The sequence below is a fragment of the Sphingobium sp. TomTYG75 genome (assembly GCF_054771635.1).
Map to the genome: position 1 here is coordinate 2,018,003 of NZ_BSRE01000001.1, position 18,069 is coordinate 2,036,071.

An 18,069-nucleotide genomic window follows, 5' to 3' on the forward strand; every position below is an offset into this window, starting at 1 on the left:
CCGGGGCACTCCCGGACGGCAATTGGGGTAAGGCGCACCATGCAGAAGCTCGGCCTGATCGGCGGTCTCAGCTGGACATCGACGGCACGTTATTATCAGATCATCAATCAGGCGGTGTACCGTGCGAAGGGCGGGCAGCACAGCGCCCCTTTGCTGATCGAAAGTCTCGACTTCGCCGACATCGGCCGCTCCACCACGGAGGAGGAGTGGGCGCATGCCGCGCAGGTGCTGACCGCGTCCGCCCGGCGGCTGGAGCAGGCGGGGGCAAAGGCGCTGCTGATCTGCGCCAACAGCATGCATCGCGTCTATGACGAAGTGCAGGGCGGGGTGGACACGCCGATCATCAACATCGCCGATGCGGTCGGCCGCAAGATGAAGGCGGACGGCGTGCAAAGGGCCGCGCTGATCGGCACCCGCAACGTCATGACCGAGAAATTCTACCGCCAGCGGCTGGTTGGCCATGGCATTTCGCTGCTGCCTGCGGACCTGGAACTCGCCGAGCGGATCGACCGCATCGTTTATGAGGAACTGACGATCGGCAAGGTCAGCCGCGAATCCGAACGCTATATGCGGTCGGAACTGACGGACATCGCCAAGGAGAATGTGCAGGCGGCGATCCTTGCCTGCACCGAACTGGAAATGATCGTGGATGTGAAGGCGAACGTGCTGCCCATCTATGACGGCACGGCGATCCACGCGCGGGCCGGGGTCGATGTTATCCTGGGCGACTGATCCCTTCAGAGCATCGTGCGCTTGTCTGAATTACCTAACCCATTCGGGCTGAGCTTGTCGAAGCCCTCTTCTTTCGAGAGGAAGTAGAGCCCTTCGACAGGCTCAGGGCGAACGGTAACGGGGTGCGATGTTCCAGCCGATCAAAGGGAACGGCTTGGCCGAGCAGACAAGAAAAGGGGACGCCCTCTCGGACGTCCCCTTCCTCCCCTTTTTAGCTTGTCTCAGAATGCCGTGCTGATCGAGCAGGCCGCAGGGCCAAGGATCACGACGAACAGCGTCGGCAGAATGAAAAGGATGAGCGGCACCGTCATGATGGCGGGCAGACGCGCGGCCTTTTCCTCGGCGCGCATCATGCGTTCATGGCGGAATTCAGCGGACAGCACGCGCAGGGCCGAAGCGAGCGGTGTGCCGTATTTCTCGGTCTGGATCATGGTCGTGACCACGCCCTTGATCGCATCCAGCTTCACGCGGTTGGCGAGATTTTCGAAGGCCATACGCCGTTCGGTCAGGAAGCTGAGTTCGATCGCTGTCAGCTGGAACTCGTCGCCCAGTTCCGGATAGGCCTTGCCCAATTCCTTGGCGACGCGGCTGAAGGCGGCATCGACGGTCAGGCCAGCCTCGGCGCAGATGACGAGCAGGTCGAGCGCGTCGGGCAACCCCTTGCGGATCGCGGCGGAGCGCTTCTGGATCTTGTTGTCGATGAAGATGTCGGGCGCCTTGTAGGCCAGCAGCAGAGCCACGGCGAAGGCCATGAAACGCTTCGCGCCGCCCCAGTCGGGATAAATGCCGACACCGTAGAGCAGCAGCGCGGCCAGACCGCCGATGACGATCGGCAGCACCATGCGGCCGAAGATGACGGCGACCGCCAAATCCTTCGACCGGATGCCCGCCTGCGCCAGCTTCAGCTGGGCCTCCTTCAGCTGGTCGTCCTGCAACACCTTCAGGCTGGACAAGAAGGACCGCATCTGGTCGGTCGTCTGGCTCTTCTTGACCAGCTTGGCGCGGCGGCGCGCGGTGGACGCGGTGATCCCCGCCTTCAACTGTTCGCGCCGTTCATTGAGCGCCTTGACCCGCTTTGCCATCGGGTCGCGCACGGTCATCACCGTATAGAGCACGAACAGCATGGCCAGCGTCGCCATGGCGGCCAGCAAGGTGCCGAAATCCGTGGCGTTCATGCCGAAAAGAGTGCCGGCGGGGGAAGCGGTTTCCATGTCTTTCTATCCCCCGTCAGATTTCGAAGTTGATCATCTGCGCCATGATGAAGACGCCTATGCTCATCCAGCACATGCCGCCCAGACCGATGACCTGCATCGTCGACATCCCGAACAGGCCTGCCGGATCGGGCGTGAAGAAGGGGTGCATGTAGCTGAAGTTGATGTAGCAGATCATGCCGAACACCAGGAACGGCAAGGCGCCGATGATGTAGGCCGACGCCTTGGATTCTGACGACATGGCCCGGATTTTCAGCTTCATCTGCGCACGCTGACGTAGCACGGTCGCGAGGTTGGACAGGGTTTCGGCAAGGTTGCCGCCCGTTTCCCGCTGGATCGCGAGGCTGATGACGAAGAACTGGAATTCCGGCGTGCCGAGGCGATCGGCCGTTTCCTGCAACGCCTGATCCATCGTCTTGCCGATCTTGATGCGTTCGGTGATCAGCTTGAATTCCTCACCCACTGGCCCAGGCACTTCGTTTGCCACGACACCTAGCGTTTCGGTGATGGGCAGGCCCGATCGCAGACCGCGTGTCAGCAGTTCGAGCGCGTCGGGGAATTTCATCGTGAACTGCATCACCCGCTTCTTGATCAGGCGGCCGACCCACATGTGGGGCAGGGCGAGCCCTGCGGCCAGGCTGACCATGATGGCGAGGAGCGGTGCGAAGCCGCGCACGAACAGAAAGGCGCAGATGCCCAGAGCAATGAAGGCGCAGGAGGTCATATATTGGCTGACCGTCCATTTCTTGCCGGTCATGCGGATACGTTTGGCCAGATTTTCCGGATTGGGAACCAGCGAAACGAGCATCTTCATCTCGTTGCCGGGCTGCCGATTGGAAATGGCCTTGCGCATGCGCGCTTCCATCAGCGCGTCGGTCGATCCGCTGTGACGTTCGCGGATCAGGGCGACACGGCGCTTGCTGGCCTTTTCAGCCGAGGGGCCAGCAAAGGCCATCGCTATAAGACCCAGGAAGGCCGCCAGCAGCATGATCAGCAATATCGAATTGCTCATGGTATCGCCCGTTCCGTAAAGGGGCATGCCGCCAGATGACGGCATGCCAGAACCAAATCTAGGCCTTGGCCTTGTCCTTGCGCGCCGGGATCAGCCCCCTGAGGTCACCGATCTTGCCGAGCAGGGAGTCGCCCTTTTTCTTCGCGGGCTTGCCATCAGCTTCGCCATCCTCGGCCGCCCCCATGGTGGCATCGAGCAGGCTGACGCACGCGGCGCCGACCTTGCTGCCCTTGGCGGCTTCGGCCAATGTCTGGCCCAGCTTGGCGGCCTGCGCCGCGACCCGCAGGTCGAAGGGGATCAAAATGTCGACCTTGCGTTCGATCGAGGTTTCGAAATCCTTGCGGCTCATTTCCTGCGCGCCTGCATGGACGCGGTTGGCAACCACGATCACGCGCGTTTGGGGCGCGTTGCTCTTCAGCCAGGACAGGATGCGGATCGAATCGCGCGCCGCCGCCAGCGTCAGTTCCGTGACCACTACGGCGACATTGACGTCGCTCATCAGGTGCGGATGCTGGATCAGCATGTGACGCGGCAGATCGACGACGCTGCATTCGAAAGCGGCGCGGAACTCCTCCAGCAGCTGGTAGAAGGCGCCACCATCGGTCAGCATCGGCTGACTGATCGGCGCTTCGGCCGACAGGATGGCCAGCGTGTCGCTCGCCCGTACCATTGCGCGCTCGATGAAAAGACCATCGATGCGGCTGGGGTTATCGATCGCGTCGGTCAGGCCACGTCCCGGCTCCAGGTCCATCGCCAGTGCGTTGGTGCCGAAATGAACGTCGAGGTCGAGCAGCGCGGTAGGCCGCTTCTGCTTGTCGCTAAGTAGCCAGGCGAGCGAGGTGGCGATGCTGGAAGCGCCCACGCCGCCGCGCGTGCCGATGACGGCGGTGGTGAGATGCGGCCGTTCAGGCGCCGCGTCGCGCGGGGCGAAGAACACCGCCTGCGCCTGAGCCAGTGCGTCGCGAAGCTGGTCCGCGCCAAAGGGCTTCAGCAGATAATCCTGAATGCCGCTGGCGACGAGGTCGCGGTAAAGCCGCACGTCATTGACCTGACCGGCGGCGATCACCACCGTGCCGGGTTCGCACACTTCGGCAAGGCTGTTGATGTCGTTCAGCGGGTCGCCGCTTTCGGACATATCGACGAATAGGATTTGCGGGCTGGCGCTGACCGACAGGCTCTGCACGGCATTGCGCATGCCGCCCTTGTTCACCTTTTCCGGTGCCCAGCCCATCTCGGCCGCGACCATCGCCAGCAGATCGTGGCTATGATCGTCGCAAACAAAGGCGTGGAAGGGATCGCGCTGTCCAGACATGGCAGGTTTCCAGGGTGCGTTCATGATCAGCGTCCTAAGTTCTTGAGATCGCCCGAACCGGTCGGCGTCTTTTCACGGTAGGTCGAAATGGCCCGGTTGGATGTCGCTGTGCGCAGGTCGCTTTCGCTGCTCTGGCCGCGCACCAGATCTTCAGGATTGGCGACCATCGCGGCAAGATTGCTGTTCACGGCGCAACCGTAGTTGGAGGTGGCGCCGAGCTGGGATTCGGTTTCCTTCTTGCTCGACCAATCGGGGCAGCCGGGCACGCGTGCCGTTGCACGGCGCACCACCAGCCGGACGCTGCCAGCAGGCGCGGAGCCTGCCGCGGCGGAGCTGTCCTCACCCACCAGCATGCCGTGGCGGGCGACGACATCGGCGATGCTTTCGCGCAATTCAGGACTGTAATAGGCATCGGTAACAATCGCGACCTGATCGCCATAGCCAAGGCCGATGGAAGCGAACCAGTCGTCCAGGCGCCGCGCTTCCGAAGGGGCAAGGGCGCCGTCAGGGCCAGCCTGAACGTCGAAAGTGTAGGCATCGTGGCTGACGACCGGCTGATGCACCGATTCGACCCCGCGATTGACGCTGGAATTGCAGGCGGCAAGCGGCAGCGCCAACATGGCGAGCGTGCCGAAGCGGAGGATATTTTTGGCGGACAGGGAAGTCATGACTGTCGTCCTTCCGATCAGAAGCTGAAGCCAGGCGCGGCGGCGGCTTTCGCCGAACGTTTGCCTGAGTCGCGGGGAGCTGCCGCCCGCGGGTCGGACGTCGGCGCCGGGCCGGGTTCGCGGCGTGGCAAGGGCGCGCGCGCGCCGCTCACCCCATCATTCCCCTGCTGGAGCAGAAGGCCCTGGGCGATATTGGCATTGCGGAAGCCATCGGTCGGCAAGTGCACGTCCGACGCGTTCATCGGCTTCACCAGATAAGGGGTGACGACGATGACCAGTTCGGTCTCATGACGCTGGAACCGGCGTGACTTGAACAGGCTGCCAAGGATCGGGATTTCGCCGAAGCCCGGCGTCTTGCTGATCGAGTTGGCGGTGTCGTTGTTGAGCAGGCCAGCGATCATGAAGGCCTGGCCCGAACCCAGTTCGACGGTAGTTTCAGCCGTGCGGCTCTTGAGCGCCGGGACGGTGGTGTTCACCGAGAAGTCGAGGCTCGACACGGTGGGGCGTACGCGCAGCGAGATGCGGCCATCGGCCAGCACGGTCGGCGTGAAGGCAAGCTGCACGCCATATTGTTTGAACTCGATGCTGTTGCCCTGCGTGCCGTTGCTGACCGTGTAGGGATATTCACCACCCGCCAGGAAGCTCGCCGTCTCACCCGACAGCGCGGTCAGGTTCGGCTGGGCCAGCGCGGTGGCAAGGCCGCTCGATTCGGCAAGGTCCAGCGCGCCCGCGACATCCATGCCGAGCAATTTGGCTACGAAGCCGAGCGACGTGGTGCCATCGATCGGGCTGTTGAACGTCCATTGACGAGTGATATCGCCATTGGGAAGGCCCGGCACGAAACTACCTGAAGTCGCGAAGCCACGATCGGACCGGTTCATGTAGCCGCTGAAGTTGCCTGATCCCGTCCCAAGACCCCTCAGATTCACGCCGATCTGATGCCCTATGTCGCGGCTGACTTCCGCGATCTTGACCTGAAGATTGACCTGAAGCGGCGTCGCGGTGCGCAGGCGGCTGACCACGGTCACTTCCTTGCCCACAAAGGCCTGCGTCAGCCGTTCGGCCTCCGCTGCATCTTCTGGCGCGGCGACGGTGCCGGTCAGCAGGACCATGCCGTTCATCTTATTGACGGCGATGGCGGCCTCGGGCATCGCGAGCTTCAGCATTTCGTCGATATTCGACAGGTTGTTGCCGACCCGGACGGTGCCGGAAAACAGCACCTTGCCGTTGGTCGCGGTGGCGAAGACGGTGGTTTCACCGGCTGCCTTCGCGATCAAATAGAGCTGGTTCTGGGCACGGACATGGACGTCGACCACATTGGGGTCGCCGATCACCACGTCCGACATCTTCGCGCCCAGGTTGATGACCTTGCTGCCGCCCACCGACATCAGGATCGCATTGTCCTGCATCGATGAAGGCGCGGCGTTGAGTGCGGTGGTCGGCGTGGCGGCCATGGCGGCGGCGAGGCCGAGAGCGATCGCGGGGCCGATGAGCGGTTTCACCGCCTTCTTGCCCGCATCAATGTTGATACGCTTCATCTTATTTCCCCCCGACCGGAACGACGGTCACATTGGTGCCGCGAGCGATGCGGATCACAGGTCCGCTGATGCCGCCCGCGCTGGCCGGTGCGCCGCCCCCTGCGGGCACTTCGACACCGGCGGTCTGCACTGGCTTGGCGGGGACGGAACTGCGCTGGTAGCGAGACACGTCGGCGCCGGTGGAATAGGTGCCGCCCTTGTCGACCGGACGGGCCGCAAGCTTGGCTATGATCTTCTTTTCCGCGTTCGGATTGGCACCATCGGGCAGATCGACGTCGGCGCCAGCTATGGCGGCGTCGAGGTCCGACGCATTGTCGGCGATCGAACGGAGTGTCAGCGACAGCGAACCGATGGTTTGCGCCACCGCGATCTTTTCCGCGATCTTGGGCGTCACTTCGATGGTGACGTTGGAATAGGTTTGTACGACCGGCTTGCCGTCCGCGCCCAGCGCATCCATGCGCTGATCGGTGGCGAGTACGCGGAGGTTACGCAGGATAGTCTCGGAAACCTTCAGCGGGTCACCGTCGCCGCCGCCCGCCACGCTCTGCGTCAGCATCAGGTCGACGCGGTCGCCCGGAAAGACGAAGCCCGCGACCGAATTCTGCGCCGACACCGGCACGGTGACAGCACGCATGCCCGGCCCGAGCGCTGCGGCAAGGAAACCGCGCTCACCCGGCTTGATCACCGAACCCACGGTCATCGGCTGACCGGCCGAGATGGCGGTGCGCACGACGCTGCCTGCCAGCTTGGCGGGATCGGTCTGGCCCTGAATGTAATAGGCCTGCTCGACCAGATCTTTCGGCCATGGCTGGAAGCGGAAGCTTTCCGCGTCGAGGATGGTGCCCACTGGGAGCGCCTTGGTCGCGACCAGCACATGAGGCTGATCCGCTTCCACCGGCATGGATGAAGCACTAGCCTGGGGCGCGCTAGACGAACTCAGCATGTTGCGCGCGAGAAGAGCTGTTGTGACCGCTATGATAAGCGCCCCCGCCAGCAGCACGATTTTCTTGCCGTCCATGATGAAATTCGCCTCCCTCAGTCAGGCAAGTGTCGCCCGAGCCCCGAATTTTACGCAAAATGGTTAAGATATCGTTCGCCAATCAACCAAAGGGCTGCGACCGATATTGCGATACCGTAAGGAATCTGGGGCTGGCCCAGCCGTCGGGTCGTCCGGTGGTGGACCACGGTGACGATCGTCACCACGCCCCCGACCATGGCCATGACCATCAACATCGACAGCACGGCTTCCCACGGGAACCACAGCGCCAGCGCGCCCAGCAGTTTGACATCGCCCCCGCCCATGCATCCCATGGCGAAGAGCGCGGCGAAAAGCGCGAACACGGTCAGTGCCAGTGCGACCTGCAACAGCATGCCCGGCCAGACCGGCATGCCATTGGCGATCCACCACAGCGGAGCGAGCGCAGCGATGACCAGGTTCAGCCGGTTGGATATGATCCGGGACCGCAAATCCGTCACCGATGCGATGACCAGCAGCACGCCAAGGGCGCACAGCAGCGCCGTCGTGAAATATTCCCCCGTCATGAATCTAAACCCTAGACCGAATGGCTTACCAAACCGTAACCATGCGCCCCATGGATTCGCCCGTGTCTGTTCCCCCGGCCTTTGACCGTCGCGCATGGCCGATGGATGGGCGGCTCGATTACTGGACCGCGCCCGATGGCTGGCCGTTGCGCCGCTATCGGCTGGGCGAGGGACAGCGCGGTCGATTGCTGATGCTCGGCGGGCGCGGCGACATGATCGAGAAATATCTCGAAGTCATCCACCACTGGGCGGACCGGGGCTGGGCGGTCACCGCCTTCGACTGGCGCGGGCAGGGCGGCTCGGGCAGGCTGAGCAGCGACCCGCTCTGCGGCCATATCGACGATTTCGCGCTATGGGTTGCGGACCTGGAGGCTTTCGTCGCCGATTGGCGGGCGCAGGGGACAGGGCCATGCGTGATCGTAGCGCACAGCATGGGCGGGCATCTGCTGCTGCGCGCGCTGGCCGAGGGCATGGCCCCGCCCGACGCTGCGGTCGCCGTCGCGCCAATGATGGGCGTCCATACCGCCCCGCTCCCACGCTGGCTGGCGGTGCTCATCGCCCGGACCATGTGCGCGCTCGGCTTTTCCCATCGGCAGGCCTGGACCCAGAAGGAAGATTCGGAGCGGCAGCGGGCAATGCGGCAGAAGCGGCTGACGCATGATCCCGAACGCTATGCCGATGAACTCTGGTGGCGCGATCATAGCCGGGACGTGGCGCTTGGCGCGCCCAGTTGGCGCTGGGTGGTGGAGGCGCTGCAATCGACCTTCGCGCTGGAGAAGGGCGGGAAGCTGGAGCGCATCGCCGTGCCGTTGCTGATCCTTGCCACCAGTGCCGACCGGCTGGTGTCCACGCCCGCCATCCGCCGCATCGCCGCGCGCATTCGCCGCGCGCGCATGCATGTCTATGGGCCAGAGGCGGCGCATGAGATCTTGCGCGAAATCGACCCGGTACGGCTGGATGCCCTGCGGCGGATCGATGCCTTTCTGGATGAGAACGCGCCAGCATGAGCCGTTTCGACATCGTGATCGTCGGCGGCGGCATAGCAGGTGCCAGTCTGGGCGCGGAACTGGCGGGTCAGGCATCCGTGCTGATTCTGGAACAGGAGGAAAGCGCTGGCTATCACGCCACCGGCCGCTCCGTCGCTTTCTGGGAGGAAACCTATGGCGGGCGGCAGGTGCAGCCGCTCACCACGGCTTCCGGGCCGCTGTTGCAATCGCCCGATCCGGCCTTCGCAAGCCGATCCTTCCTAACGCCCCGGCAGACGCTGTTCGTCGGGCGGGAGTCCGATAGGGCAGAGCGCGACCAATTGATGCGGGAATTTTCGGGCTGTGTCGAACTGCGCCCTGTTGATCCCGCCGCGCTGGTAACGGGGCTGCGACCCCATTGGACGATCGGCCTGCTGGAACCGGGCGTGTGCGACATCGACGTCGCCGCGCTGCACCAGGCGTATCTGCGGCGCTTCCACGCGAAGGGTGGCAAATTGCGGCTGGGCACTGTTTTCGAGCAGGCGACCGCAACGCCGGGCGGCTGGCGCATTCAGACGAACGGCGGCGTCATCGATTGCGGCATCATCGTGAACGCCGCTGGCGCATGGGCCGATGATGTCGCACGGCGCAGCGGCGTCGCGCCCATCGGCATAGCCCCGCTTCGCCGCACCGTCGTGCAATTGCGCGTGGCCGCCATGCCGTCACCCGACCTGCCACTGGTCATGGACCTTGGCTCCAGCTTCTATTTCAAGCCGGAGGGGGAGGGGCGCATCTGGCTGACCCCGCATGATGAAGAACCTTCGCCACCCTGTGACGCCGCGCCCGAAGAACTCGCGGTGGCGCAGGCGATCGCCCGTTTCGAAGATGTCGTGGCCTGGCCGGTCGAGGCGGTGGAACGCAAATGGGCTGGGCTGCGCAGCTTCGCGCCGGATCGCGCGCCTGTCTATGGCTTTGACATCGATGCACCGGCTTTCTTCTGGTTCGCGGGGCAGGGCGGTTTCGGCATCCAGACCGCACCCGCAGCAGCGTTGCTGGGATCGGCGCTGGTGACCGGCGGATCGATGTCCGAAGCGGTGAGCGGGATCGATCCCGCCGCTTATTCTCCCGCCCGTTTCAAGTAAACTAAGGCCGGGGTACGGCTATTCGGAACGAAGAGGCGGCCATCACGTTGGGTCAATGGCCGCGCCCATATAGATGGGATACAATAAAGATGCGGCCGATCCTAAAGCATTTTCGAAGCGGATGGGATCATCTGCTGGGTAAGAAAATGCGGAAAACAAAAGACAATTAGAGCATGATCCAATTCAGTCTGATCGGCTCATGCTCTAGGAGTAGGAGAATGCCGTGATGAGAAAGTCGATATTATCAGGGTCGGTCCTGATCCTGTCAGGACTGTTTATGGCAAGTAGCAGCACCAGCTTTGCTCAGCCAACAGAGGAAATTATCGTGACGGGTCGCTATAGCGACGCCCGATCCCTTTCACAGAATGTCAGTTATGCCGATCTCGACCTCAGCACAAAGGCCGGGAAGGACGAACTGCGCCACCGTGTCGCGCTGACCGCCCGCTATCTGTGCGACAAGCTGGGCGAATCGGGTTCCTCGTCAGCCGTCGTGCCCAGTTGTCGGGATGCCGCGGTGAAGGACGCGATGGGACGGGTCGGCACGGTCGAAGAGGGCTTTGCGCCGCGTGGGACGACATGGGTCGCCGGTACGCGCTGGCAACCGCCTTATCCTGCGGACTGGACAGCAAAATATCCCTGAGCCCTGTCGGGGGAGCGGCGTTTCGCTCCCCCGTTCAGATGCGGAAGAGTTCGGCGGCCGCGCAGGCGAGTTGATCGGCGCGCTCATTTTCAGGGTGACCGGCATGGCCCTTCACCCACTGCCAACTGACCTTGTGCGGCGCGGCTGCTGCCAGCAGCGCCTGCCATAGCTCGGCATTCTTGACCGGCTTGCGATCGGCGGTCTTCCAACCGTTCTTCTGCCAGCCGAACACCCATTTGGTGATGCCGTCCATCACATATTTGCTGTCGGTGTAGAGCGTCACCTGACAGGGCCGCTTGAGCGCATTCAGCGCTTCGATGGCGGCCGTCATTTCCATGCGGTTATTGGTCGTTTGCGCCTCTCCGCCGGAAATTTCCTTTTCCGTGGCCCCAGAGCGCATCACCGCGCCCCAGCCGCCTGGGCCGGGATTGCCCTTGCACGCGCCGTCGGTGAAGATTTCGACCTGCGACAGCGCGTTCACGCTCGCAGCAACTCGGCCGGGGCGGTCTGCGCATAGAAATCCAGCCGCCGCAGATAGGCCAGCGGGTCCTTGCGCGTCACCAGCGCGTCGGCGGGCGTGTTGATCCAGTCATAGGCTCGCGTCAGCAGGAAGCGGAGCGCCGCGCCCCGGCACAGGATCGGGAAGGCGGCCTGCTCGGCATCCGAAAGTCCATGCGCCGCCTGATAGCCAGCGAGCATTGCGGCCGACCGATCGGCAAAGAAGTGCGCGCCATCATTGCTGAAAACCCATGCGCTGTGCGTGACGGCCAGGTCATAGGCGCGGATATCGGTGCAGCTGAAGTAGAAGTCGATGAGGCCCGTCACCTCATCGCCCAGCATCAGCACATTGTCGGGGAAAAGGTCCGCATGAATGACGGCGCGTGGCAGCTCGGCGGGCCAGTGCGCGTCGAGATAGGCAAGTTCATCCGTGACCCGCTGGCCAAGGCCGGGCGCGATATCATCGAAATGATCGCCGCACTTTGCCGCCAGATCGTGCCAGCCAGCGATGTCGAGCGCATTGCGGCGTTCGCCCGCAAAGCCTTCCGCCGCGCGATGCAACTGGCCCAGCGCCGCGCCTGCGGCTTTCGCCTGTCCGGCGGTAGGCTCGGTGACGGATATGCCGGTCAGGAACTCGATCAGGCAGGCGGGTCGTCCGCCGAGCTGTTGCAGGCGCTTGCCCTCTCGGTCCGCGATAAAGCGCGGCACCAGACAGCCGCGCGCGCCGAGATGATCGAGCAGGTCCATGAAGAAGGGCAGATCCGCTTCATCCACCCGCTTCTCGTAGAGAGTTAGGATATAGCGGTGGCCATTGCCGTCCGCGCCGGTGGTTTCCAGCAGATAGTTGCTGTTTTCCACCCCCTCGGCGATCCCCTTGGCGGAGACCAGCCGTCCCGCGTCATAGCGAGTCAGGAAGGCGTCGATTTCCTCGGCCGGGACATGGGTATAGACCGCCATAGTCTTATGCCGCTCCCAATTCGCGGGGAAGTTTGAACGAGATGGTTTCGCGTGCCGTCTCCACCTGCTCCTCCGTCACGTCGAATCGGGCGGCGAGCCGGTCCACGACTTCGCGCACCAATATTTCGGGGGCGGAGGCGCCTGCGGTCAGGCCGAGGGTCGCTACATTCTCCAACCATGCAAAATCGATGTCGTCCGCGCGCTGGATCAGCCGGGCCGGCGTGCCCTCGCGTTCGGCCACCTCGACCAGGCGCAGCGAGTTGGAGCTGTTGGGCGCGCCGATCACATAGACCGCGTCGCAGGCCGCGGCGATGGCCTTCACGGCCGCCTGTCGGTTCGACGTCGCGTAGCAGATGTCCTCGCCCTTGGGCGCGTGGATCGACGGGAATCGGCGCTGAAGCGCTTCGACGATCGCCGCCGTGTCGTCCACCGACAGGGTGGTCTGGGTCAGGAAAGCAAGATTGTCGGGATTTTCGGGCGTAAAGCTCTCCGCATCCTCGACCGTTTCGATCAATGTCATGTTGCCTGCATCGACCTGCCCGAAGGTGCCGACGACTTCGGGATGTCCCTTGTGACCAATGAACAGGATATGGCGCCCTGCCTCGACCTGCCGTTCGGCCTGCCGGTGCACCTTGCTGACCAATGGGCAGGTGGCGTCGAGATAATCAAGGCCGCGTTCTTCCGCCTTTGCGGGCACCGCCTTGGGCACGCCGTGGGCGGAAAAAACCACGGGCACGCCGTCGGGCACCTGATCCAGTTCCTCGACGAAAATCGCGCCCTGTGCCCGCAGATTGTCCACGACATATTTATTATGGACGATCTCATGCCGGACATAGACGGGCGCGCCATATTTCTCGATCGCCTTTTCGACGATGATGATGGCGCGGTCCACGCCAGCGCAAAAGCCGCGAGGGGCGGCGATCAATAGCTTTAAGGGAAGACGGGCGGTCATGGCTGCCGCTTAGGCCAATGTCGCGCCGGAAGGAAGGGGTGAGGGGAGGCGCGTTCCTTTCGGTTGCGTGAGCGGCGGGGTGCGGATAAGAAGCCCCAGCCTGTTCCCAAGGGATTGCCTCGTGACCTTTTCTCGACTTGCGCTGACCGGAATGCTCGCCCTTGCCCTTGCGGGCTGCTCGCGCCGGGGAGAAATCGATGCCACGGGTGGCGTCGTCGCCGTCCGATCGGCCTGCCCGACCGCCGCGATCCCCGCCTATACGGGTGACGTGACGCTGTTCAATCCTGCTGGCAGCACCGACGCCCGCGCGATCGACGTGGTGGCGAACATCACCGACCTGCGCGCGACTTGTGCGGAAGGCGCGCAATTCTACAGCGAGGCGACCTTCACGGTGAACGCTCGCCGTTCCGATGCCACCGCCGCGCGGCAGGTGACGCTGCCCTTCTTCTCCGCCGTGGTGCGTGGCGGCAACGCCGTCGTCGCCAAGCGCGTCGGTCAGGTCGTGCTGGACTTCCCCGCGGGCCAGTATCGCGCCACCGCGACCGCGAAGGCAGGCTCCTATGTCGATAAGGCCGCAGCGACGCTGCCCGCCGACATTCAGGCGAAGATCACGCAGAAGCGCAAGGCGGGCGATGCCGACGCGGCCATCGATCCCTTCGCCCAGCCCGACGTCAAGGCGGCGCTGCAACGAACCAGTTTCGAGCTGCTCGTGGGCTTCAACCTGACCCAGGACCAGCTCCGATATAACGCGACACGTTAAGAGCGAACCCAATCTTCCGTTCGCCCTGAGCTTGTCGAAGGGCTCTACTTCTTGCAGGGAAGGATGAGGCTTCGATTTTAGCCCAGCCCGGACGGGTCTTGTGCTTTTCGAGGAAACACCCTTGTCTCTCTACATTCGTTTCACTGCCCATTTGAATGCCGTGCTGGACGCGCTGGAGGCGGACGGCACATTGCCCGCTGGCCTCAATCGCAAGCCGGTCACGGTCGAGCCGCCCCGCGATCCCAGCCATGGCGACCTCGCCACCAATGCGGCCATGGTCCTCGCCAAGCCCGCAGGCACCAACCCGCGCGCACTGGCGGAAAAGATCGTCGCTGGCCTTGAAAAGCTGGACGAGGTGGAAAGCGCCACCATCGCTGGCCCCGGCTTCATCAACCTGACGCTGACCGACGCCACCTGGCGCGCCGAACTGACGGCGATTCATGCCGAGGCTGCGGAATACGGCCGATCCGACACGGGCAAGGGCGTCACCGTCAACGTCGAATATGTTTCCGCCAACCCCACCGGCCCCATGCATATGGGCCATTGCCGGGGCGCGGTCGTCGGCGATGCGCTCGCGACCTTGCTCGAATATGCCGGGCACAAGGTCATCCGCGAATATTATATCAATGACGCAGGCGGCCAGGTCGATGTGCTCGCCCGCTCGGCCCATGTCCGCTATCGCGAAGCGCTGGGCGAAGATGTGGGCGCGATCCCGGAAGGCCTCTACCCCGGCGACTATCTCGTCCCAGTCGGCCAGGCGCTCGCCGCCGAATATGGCGACAAGTTCGTAGGCGCACCCGAAAGCGAATGGCTCGTCCCCTTCCGCACCAAAGCCGTCGCCGCAATGATGGTGATGATCCGCAGCGACCTCGCATTGCTTGGCATCCACCACGACATCTTCGCGTCCGAAGCCGAACTGCAAGCCGCCGGAAAGCCCGAAGCCGCCGAAAAATGGCTGCGCGACCACGACCTCGTTTATGATGGCGTCCTCGAAGCGCCCAAGGGCGAAACGCCTGAGGATTGGGAGCCGGTCGAGCTCCCGCTGTTCCGCTCCACCAAATTCGGCGACGATCAGGACCGCCCGATCAAGAAGTCGAACGGCGCCTGGACCTATTTCGGCGCGGACATGGCCTATCATTTCCAGAAGGCGCAGACTGCCGACCAGCTGATCGACATCTGGGGTGCCGACCATGCCGGAACCGTCAAGCGTATCCAGGCCGCCGTCGCCGCGCTGACCGAGGGCAAGGCGCGCTTCGACGTCAAGCTCATCCAGATGGTCCGCCTGCTGCGCGAGGGCGAGCCGGTGAAGATGTCCAAGCGCGCGGGCAATTTCGTGACGCTGGCCGATGTGGTTCGCGAAGTCGGCAAGGACGTCGTCCGCTTCACCATGCTGACGCGCAAGGCCGATGCCCAGATGGACTTCGACTTCGCCAAGGTGGTGGAGGCGTCGAAGGACAATCCTGTCTTCTACGTCCAATATGCCCACGCCCGCATTTCCTCGCTCGGTCGCCGCGCCGAAGAGGCACAAATCGCACTTCCCGCGCCCGACCTGTCCCGCCTTGGGACTGAAGAACTTAACCTTGTTAAGTTAGCGGCGCAGTTCCCACGGGTGGTCGAAGGGGCTGCATCGGCTCGCGAACCGCATAGAATCGCTTTTTATCTCAACGACTTGGCTTCTCAATTCCACAGCTGGTGGAATTTGGGGAACGACAATCCGCGCGCCCGCGTCATCCTGACGGACGATCCGGACGTAACTTCTGCGCGCCTTTTCTTAAGCCGTGGAATCGGGCAAATCATCCGTAATGGCCTTGCCCTGATGGGCGTGGCCGCGTTGACGGAAATGCAATAGCCAGGCGGAGGCACGGATAAATGGGCGACTTTGCGAGGGGGCGGCTCGATCTGGACGACGACGAGCGTCTGCCCTGGCTGGAGCCTGGTATCGAGGATGAGGAGGATGAGGGCCTGTCCCCCGTCCGCCTGCTCGGCTTCATCCTGGCTGCGCTCGTCCTGCTGGGTGGCGTGGTTGCGGGCGTCTGGCTGCTGAAGAACCGCTCGACCGGCGGCGGCGAAGGCAAGCTGATCGCCGCGCCTGCTGGCGACTACAAGGTTCCCGCGCGCGAGGCCGATGCGAAGAAGTTCGAGGGCGAGGGCGATGCCAGCTTCGCCGCCAGCGAAGGCGTCTTGCGCGACGGCCGGATCGATCCCAGCCGCGTGCCCGAAGCGCCGGTCACCGCCACGGGTCCTGCAAAGACACGGCAGGCCGTCCCCGGCAAGCCATCGCAGAGCGTGACCGCGCGCGTCGCCGACGAAACCAACGTCCGCCCCGCCGCCGCGCAGCCCGTGCACAAGGGCGGGGCCGTGATCCAGCTCGGCGCCTATGGCAGCCAGTCCGGCGCGCGCGATGCCTGGACCCGCCTCTCCAAACGCTTCGCCTATCTCGCCCCGCTCACCATGTCGGTCGAGCCTACGGAAGTCGGCGGCAGCACCCTCTACCGCCTCCGTGCGACGGCGGGCGCTCAGGCGAACACGCTGTGCGGCAAGCTGAAGGTTGCTGGTGAGAGTTGCATAGTTGTGAACTAAGCTGCCCCTAACTCCCTCTCCCCTTCAGGGGAGAGGGTGCCGAGCGTAGCGAAGGCGGGAGAGGGGAACGCCGTTGCGCGACCGAAAATCGCTAGGTTTTGCAAAGCAACTGCGATCCAGCTTAACGCCCGCCGAAGCTTGCCTCTGGTATCACCTGCGCGCGAAGCGCTTCGCTGGTGTCAAGTTCCGCCGCCAAAGTGTGATTGGGCCATTCATCGCCGATTTCACCTGTCGGGCGGCGATGCTGATCATCGAGATTGACGGCGATACGCACGGTTCAACTACTGAGTACGACGCAGATCGCACTGCCTATCTAAGCGAGCAAGGCTGGAGCGTCATTCGCTTCACCAACACAGACGTTATGCAGAATATCGAGGCCGTCCTGTCCATGATAGCGCAGCGCCTTCCCCTCTCCCCGACCCTCTCCCCTAAAGGGGAGAGGGAGTAAGTTCTCACTCTCTCTCGCTCTCTACTACTCCCACCCCCAACAACCCCTTCGACACGACGCTCCTTCGCCGCTACCATCCGCCCTCATGAAACCGGTAATTTTCGGCCTCTCCGGCGAGACGCTCACCTCTGACGAACGCGCCTTCTTCGCCGATGCGCAGCCTGCGGGCTACATCCTCTTCCGCCGCAACATCGCCGACCGCGCCCAATTACGCGCGCTGACGGACGACCTGCGCGCTCTCCACGGCCGCGACGACCTGCTGATCATGATCGATCAGGAAGGCGGCCGCGTCGCCCGCATGCAGGCGCCCGTCTGGCCCAGCTTCCCGCCCGGCGCTGTGTTCGATCGCCTCTATGACATCGCTCCGTCCAGCGCGATCGCAGCCGCCCGCGCCAATGCCCATGCCATCGCGGTGACGCTGGCCGAAGTGGGCATCACCGTCGATGCACTCCCCCTGCTCGACGTGCGGCAGGACGGGGCCAGCGACATCATGGGCGACCGCACCTTGGGCGCCGAGCCGATGCGGGTCGCCGCGCTTGGGCGCGCCACTCTCGAAGGATTGGCTAAGGGCGGGGTCGTCGGCATCATCAAACATATGCCAGGCCATGGCCGCGCGATGGTGGACAGCCATCATGAATTGCCGATCGTGACCGCGAGCGAGGAAGAACTCGCCACCGACCTCGCGCCCTTCCAGACATTGAAGGCCGCACCGATCGGCATGACCGCCCATGTCATCTATACCAATTGGGACCCGAACCTGCCCGCCAGCCTTTCCGCCTGGGTGATCGAAACGATCATTCGTCAGCGGATCGGCTTTGACGGCCTTCTCATGTCGGACGACCTCGACATGAAGGCTCTGAACGGCAGCATCCCCGAATTGGCGGCGGGCGTCGTCGCGGCGGGGTGTGACCTCGCGCTCAACTGCTGGGCGCGGATGGACGACATGATCGGCATCGCCAATAGTCTTCCCGATATCAGCACGCAGTCGAAGGCCCGGCTCGACCGCGCCATGGCGTCGGCGCAACTCGATCAGGCCAGCCCGCCCCTCGAGCAGCTTCTCGCCACGCGCGACAGCCTGCTCTCCGTAGTGGCTGCATGAGGGCGAGCGCCAT

At 63.8% G+C, this 18,069-nt stretch carries 19 protein-coding genes; 9 read left to right on the top strand and 10 right to left on the bottom strand.

The features are described from left to right. Nucleotides 1-39: 39 nt before the first annotated feature. A complete protein-coding gene (locus ACYU81_RS10250) occupies nt 40-732 on the top strand; it encodes an aspartate/glutamate racemase family protein (RefSeq protein ID WP_449471293.1) in 693 nt (230 codons plus the stop codon). A gap of 221 nt (nt 733-953) precedes the next feature. Here ACYU81_RS10250 and ACYU81_RS10255 read toward each other — a convergent pair whose 3' ends face one another. The 7 genes from ACYU81_RS10255 to ACYU81_RS10285 are packed head-to-tail and all read right to left on the bottom strand — an operon-like array spanning nt 954 to nt 8,015. Next, complete coding sequence (locus tag ACYU81_RS10255) at nt 954-1,943, bottom strand: type II secretion system F family protein (protein ID WP_196225418.1); 990 nt, start codon at nt 1,941-1,943, stop codon at nt 954-956. A gap of 16 nt (nt 1,944-1,959) precedes the next feature. Then, the gene (locus ACYU81_RS10260; RefSeq protein ID WP_460987539.1) at nt 1,960-2,955 is read right to left on the bottom strand and encodes a type II secretion system F family protein; all 996 of its coding nucleotides are present in this window, start codon (nt 2,953-2,955) and stop codon (nt 1,960-1,962) included. Nucleotides 2,956-3,013: 58 nt separating this feature from the next. Beyond that, nucleotides 3,014-4,291 (bottom strand): AAA family ATPase, encoded by a 1,278-nt coding sequence (locus ACYU81_RS10265; protein WP_460987540.1) that lies wholly within the window; start codon nt 4,289-4,291, stop codon nt 3,014-3,016. Between the two features lie 2 nt (nt 4,292-4,293). Beyond that, nucleotides 4,294-4,935, bottom strand: coding sequence for a CpaD family pilus assembly protein (locus ACYU81_RS10270; RefSeq protein WP_460987541.1), 642 nt, complete (start codon nt 4,933-4,935; stop codon nt 4,294-4,296). A gap of 17 nt (nt 4,936-4,952) precedes the next feature. Further along, nucleotides 4,953-6,473: a type II and III secretion system protein family protein gene (locus ACYU81_RS10275; protein WP_460987542.1), complete on the bottom strand. Its 1,521-nt coding sequence runs from the start codon at nt 6,471-6,473 to the stop codon at nt 4,953-4,955. A gap of 1 nt (nt 6,474) precedes the next feature. After that, entirely contained in the window at nt 6,475-7,491 is a 1,017-nt protein-coding gene (gene cpaB / locus ACYU81_RS10280) for a Flp pilus assembly protein CpaB (RefSeq protein WP_449471303.1), read from the bottom strand. A 50-nt stretch (nt 7,492-7,541) separates the two neighbouring features. Beyond that, nucleotides 7,542-8,015, bottom strand: a complete 474-nt coding sequence (locus ACYU81_RS10285) for an A24 family peptidase (protein ID WP_460987543.1) — start codon at nt 8,013-8,015, stop codon at nt 7,542-7,544. Nucleotides 8,016-8,056: 41 nt separating this feature from the next. On the opposite strand from ACYU81_RS10285, the gene ACYU81_RS10290 reads away from it, so the two are divergent. From ACYU81_RS10290 to ACYU81_RS10300, 3 genes are all read left to right on the top strand, one after another. After that, nucleotides 8,057-9,022 carry an alpha/beta hydrolase gene (locus ACYU81_RS10290; protein ID WP_460987544.1) on the top strand — a complete coding sequence of 322 codons (966 nt, stop codon included), beginning with the start codon at nt 8,057-8,059 and terminating at the stop codon, nt 9,020-9,022. Continuing rightward, nucleotides 9,019-10,122 (top strand): NAD(P)/FAD-dependent oxidoreductase, encoded by a 1,104-nt coding sequence (locus ACYU81_RS10295; protein ID WP_460987545.1) that lies wholly within the window; start codon nt 9,019-9,021, stop codon nt 10,120-10,122. The genes ACYU81_RS10290 and ACYU81_RS10295 overlap by 4 nt, the downstream gene beginning before the upstream one ends. Nucleotides 10,123-10,399: 277 nt before the next feature. After that, nucleotides 10,400-10,762, top strand: a complete 363-nt coding sequence (locus ACYU81_RS10300) for a UrcA family protein (protein WP_460987546.1) — start codon at nt 10,400-10,402, stop codon at nt 10,760-10,762. 34 nt (nt 10,763-10,796) lie between these two features. Here the strand turns inward: ACYU81_RS10300 and rnhA are convergent, their stop codons facing one another. From rnhA to ispH, 3 genes are read right to left on the bottom strand one after another with little or no spacing between them, the layout of a single operon-like run. Further along, nucleotides 10,797-11,243 carry a ribonuclease HI gene (gene rnhA, locus ACYU81_RS10305; RefSeq protein ID WP_460987547.1) on the bottom strand — a complete coding sequence of 149 codons (447 nt, stop codon included), beginning with the start codon at nt 11,241-11,243 and terminating at the stop codon, nt 10,797-10,799. Next, complete coding sequence (thrB, locus tag ACYU81_RS10310; protein WP_460987548.1) at nt 11,240-12,217, bottom strand: homoserine kinase; 978 nt, start codon at nt 12,215-12,217, stop codon at nt 11,240-11,242. Before thrB ends, rnhA begins: the two co-directional genes overlap by 4 nt. Before the next feature lie 4 nt (nt 12,218-12,221). Next, a complete protein-coding gene (gene ispH, locus ACYU81_RS10315; RefSeq protein WP_460987549.1) occupies nt 12,222-13,169 on the bottom strand; it encodes a 4-hydroxy-3-methylbut-2-enyl diphosphate reductase in 948 nt (315 codons plus the stop codon). A 151-nt stretch (nt 13,170-13,320) separates the two neighbouring features. Between ispH and ACYU81_RS10320 the strand changes: the two genes are divergently transcribed. The 5 genes from ACYU81_RS10320 (at nt 13,321) to nagZ (ending at nt 18,056) form a co-directional block, all read left to right on the top strand. Next, entirely contained in the window at nt 13,321-13,929 is a 609-nt protein-coding gene (locus ACYU81_RS10320) for a hypothetical protein (protein WP_460988165.1), read from the top strand. A gap of 121 nt (nt 13,930-14,050) precedes the next feature. After that, entirely contained in the window at nt 14,051-15,778 is a 1,728-nt protein-coding gene (gene argS, locus ACYU81_RS10325) for an arginine--tRNA ligase (protein ID WP_460987550.1), read from the top strand. A 20-nt stretch (nt 15,779-15,798) separates the two neighbouring features. Continuing rightward, the gene (locus tag ACYU81_RS10330; protein ID WP_460987551.1) at nt 15,799-16,509 is read left to right on the top strand and encodes an SPOR domain-containing protein; all 711 of its coding nucleotides are present in this window, start codon (nt 15,799-15,801) and stop codon (nt 16,507-16,509) included. Between the two features lie 73 nt (nt 16,510-16,582). Continuing rightward, complete coding sequence (locus ACYU81_RS10335; protein WP_460987552.1) at nt 16,583-16,957, top strand: endonuclease domain-containing protein; 375 nt, start codon at nt 16,583-16,585, stop codon at nt 16,955-16,957. Between the two features lie 85 nt (nt 16,958-17,042). Next, a complete protein-coding gene (nagZ, locus tag ACYU81_RS10340) occupies nt 17,043-18,056 on the top strand; it encodes a beta-N-acetylhexosaminidase (RefSeq protein ID WP_460987553.1) in 1,014 nt (337 codons plus the stop codon). Nucleotides 18,057-18,069 lie beyond the last annotated feature (13 nt).

What these genes read in the sequence shown, in the direction of transcription:
- ACYU81_RS10250 (WP_449471293.1), top strand. Translation starts at nt 40, where the DNA reads ATGCAGAAGCTCGGCCTGATCGGCGGTCTCAGCTGGACATCGACGGCA.
- ACYU81_RS10255 (WP_196225418.1), bottom strand. Translation starts at nt 1,943, where the DNA reads ATGGAAACCGCTTCCCCCGCCGGCACTCTTTTCGGCATGAACGCCACG.
- ACYU81_RS10260 (WP_460987539.1), bottom strand. Translation starts at nt 2,955, where the DNA reads ATGAGCAATTCGATATTGCTGATCATGCTGCTGGCGGCCTTCCTGGGT.
- ACYU81_RS10265 (WP_460987540.1), bottom strand. Translation starts at nt 4,291, where the DNA reads ATGAACGCACCCTGGAAACCTGCCATGTCTGGACAGCGCGATCCCTTC.
- ACYU81_RS10270 (WP_460987541.1), bottom strand. Translation starts at nt 4,935, where the DNA reads ATGACTTCCCTGTCCGCCAAAAATATCCTCCGCTTCGGCACGCTCGCC.
- ACYU81_RS10275 (WP_460987542.1), bottom strand. Translation starts at nt 6,473, where the DNA reads ATGAAGCGTATCAACATTGATGCGGGCAAGAAGGCGGTGAAACCGCTC.
- cpaB (WP_449471303.1), bottom strand. Translation starts at nt 7,491, where the DNA reads ATGGACGGCAAGAAAATCGTGCTGCTGGCGGGGGCGCTTATCATAGCG.
- ACYU81_RS10285 (WP_460987543.1), bottom strand. Translation starts at nt 8,015, where the DNA reads ATGACGGGGGAATATTTCACGACGGCGCTGCTGTGCGCCCTTGGCGTG.
- ACYU81_RS10290 (WP_460987544.1), top strand. Translation starts at nt 8,057, where the DNA reads ATGCGCCCCATGGATTCGCCCGTGTCTGTTCCCCCGGCCTTTGACCGT.
- ACYU81_RS10295 (WP_460987545.1), top strand. Translation starts at nt 9,019, where the DNA reads ATGAGCCGTTTCGACATCGTGATCGTCGGCGGCGGCATAGCAGGTGCC.
- ACYU81_RS10300 (WP_460987546.1), top strand. Translation starts at nt 10,400, where the DNA reads ATGGCAAGTAGCAGCACCAGCTTTGCTCAGCCAACAGAGGAAATTATC.
- thrB (WP_460987548.1), bottom strand. Translation starts at nt 12,217, where the DNA reads ATGGCGGTCTATACCCATGTCCCGGCCGAGGAAATCGACGCCTTCCTG.
- ispH (WP_460987549.1), bottom strand. Translation starts at nt 13,169, where the DNA reads ATGACCGCCCGTCTTCCCTTAAAGCTATTGATCGCCGCCCCTCGCGGC.
- ACYU81_RS10320 (WP_460988165.1), top strand. Translation starts at nt 13,321, where the DNA reads ATGCTCGCCCTTGCCCTTGCGGGCTGCTCGCGCCGGGGAGAAATCGAT.
- ACYU81_RS10330 (WP_460987551.1), top strand. Translation starts at nt 15,799, where the DNA reads ATGGGCGACTTTGCGAGGGGGCGGCTCGATCTGGACGACGACGAGCGT.
- nagZ (WP_460987553.1), top strand. Translation starts at nt 17,043, where the DNA reads ATGAAACCGGTAATTTTCGGCCTCTCCGGCGAGACGCTCACCTCTGAC.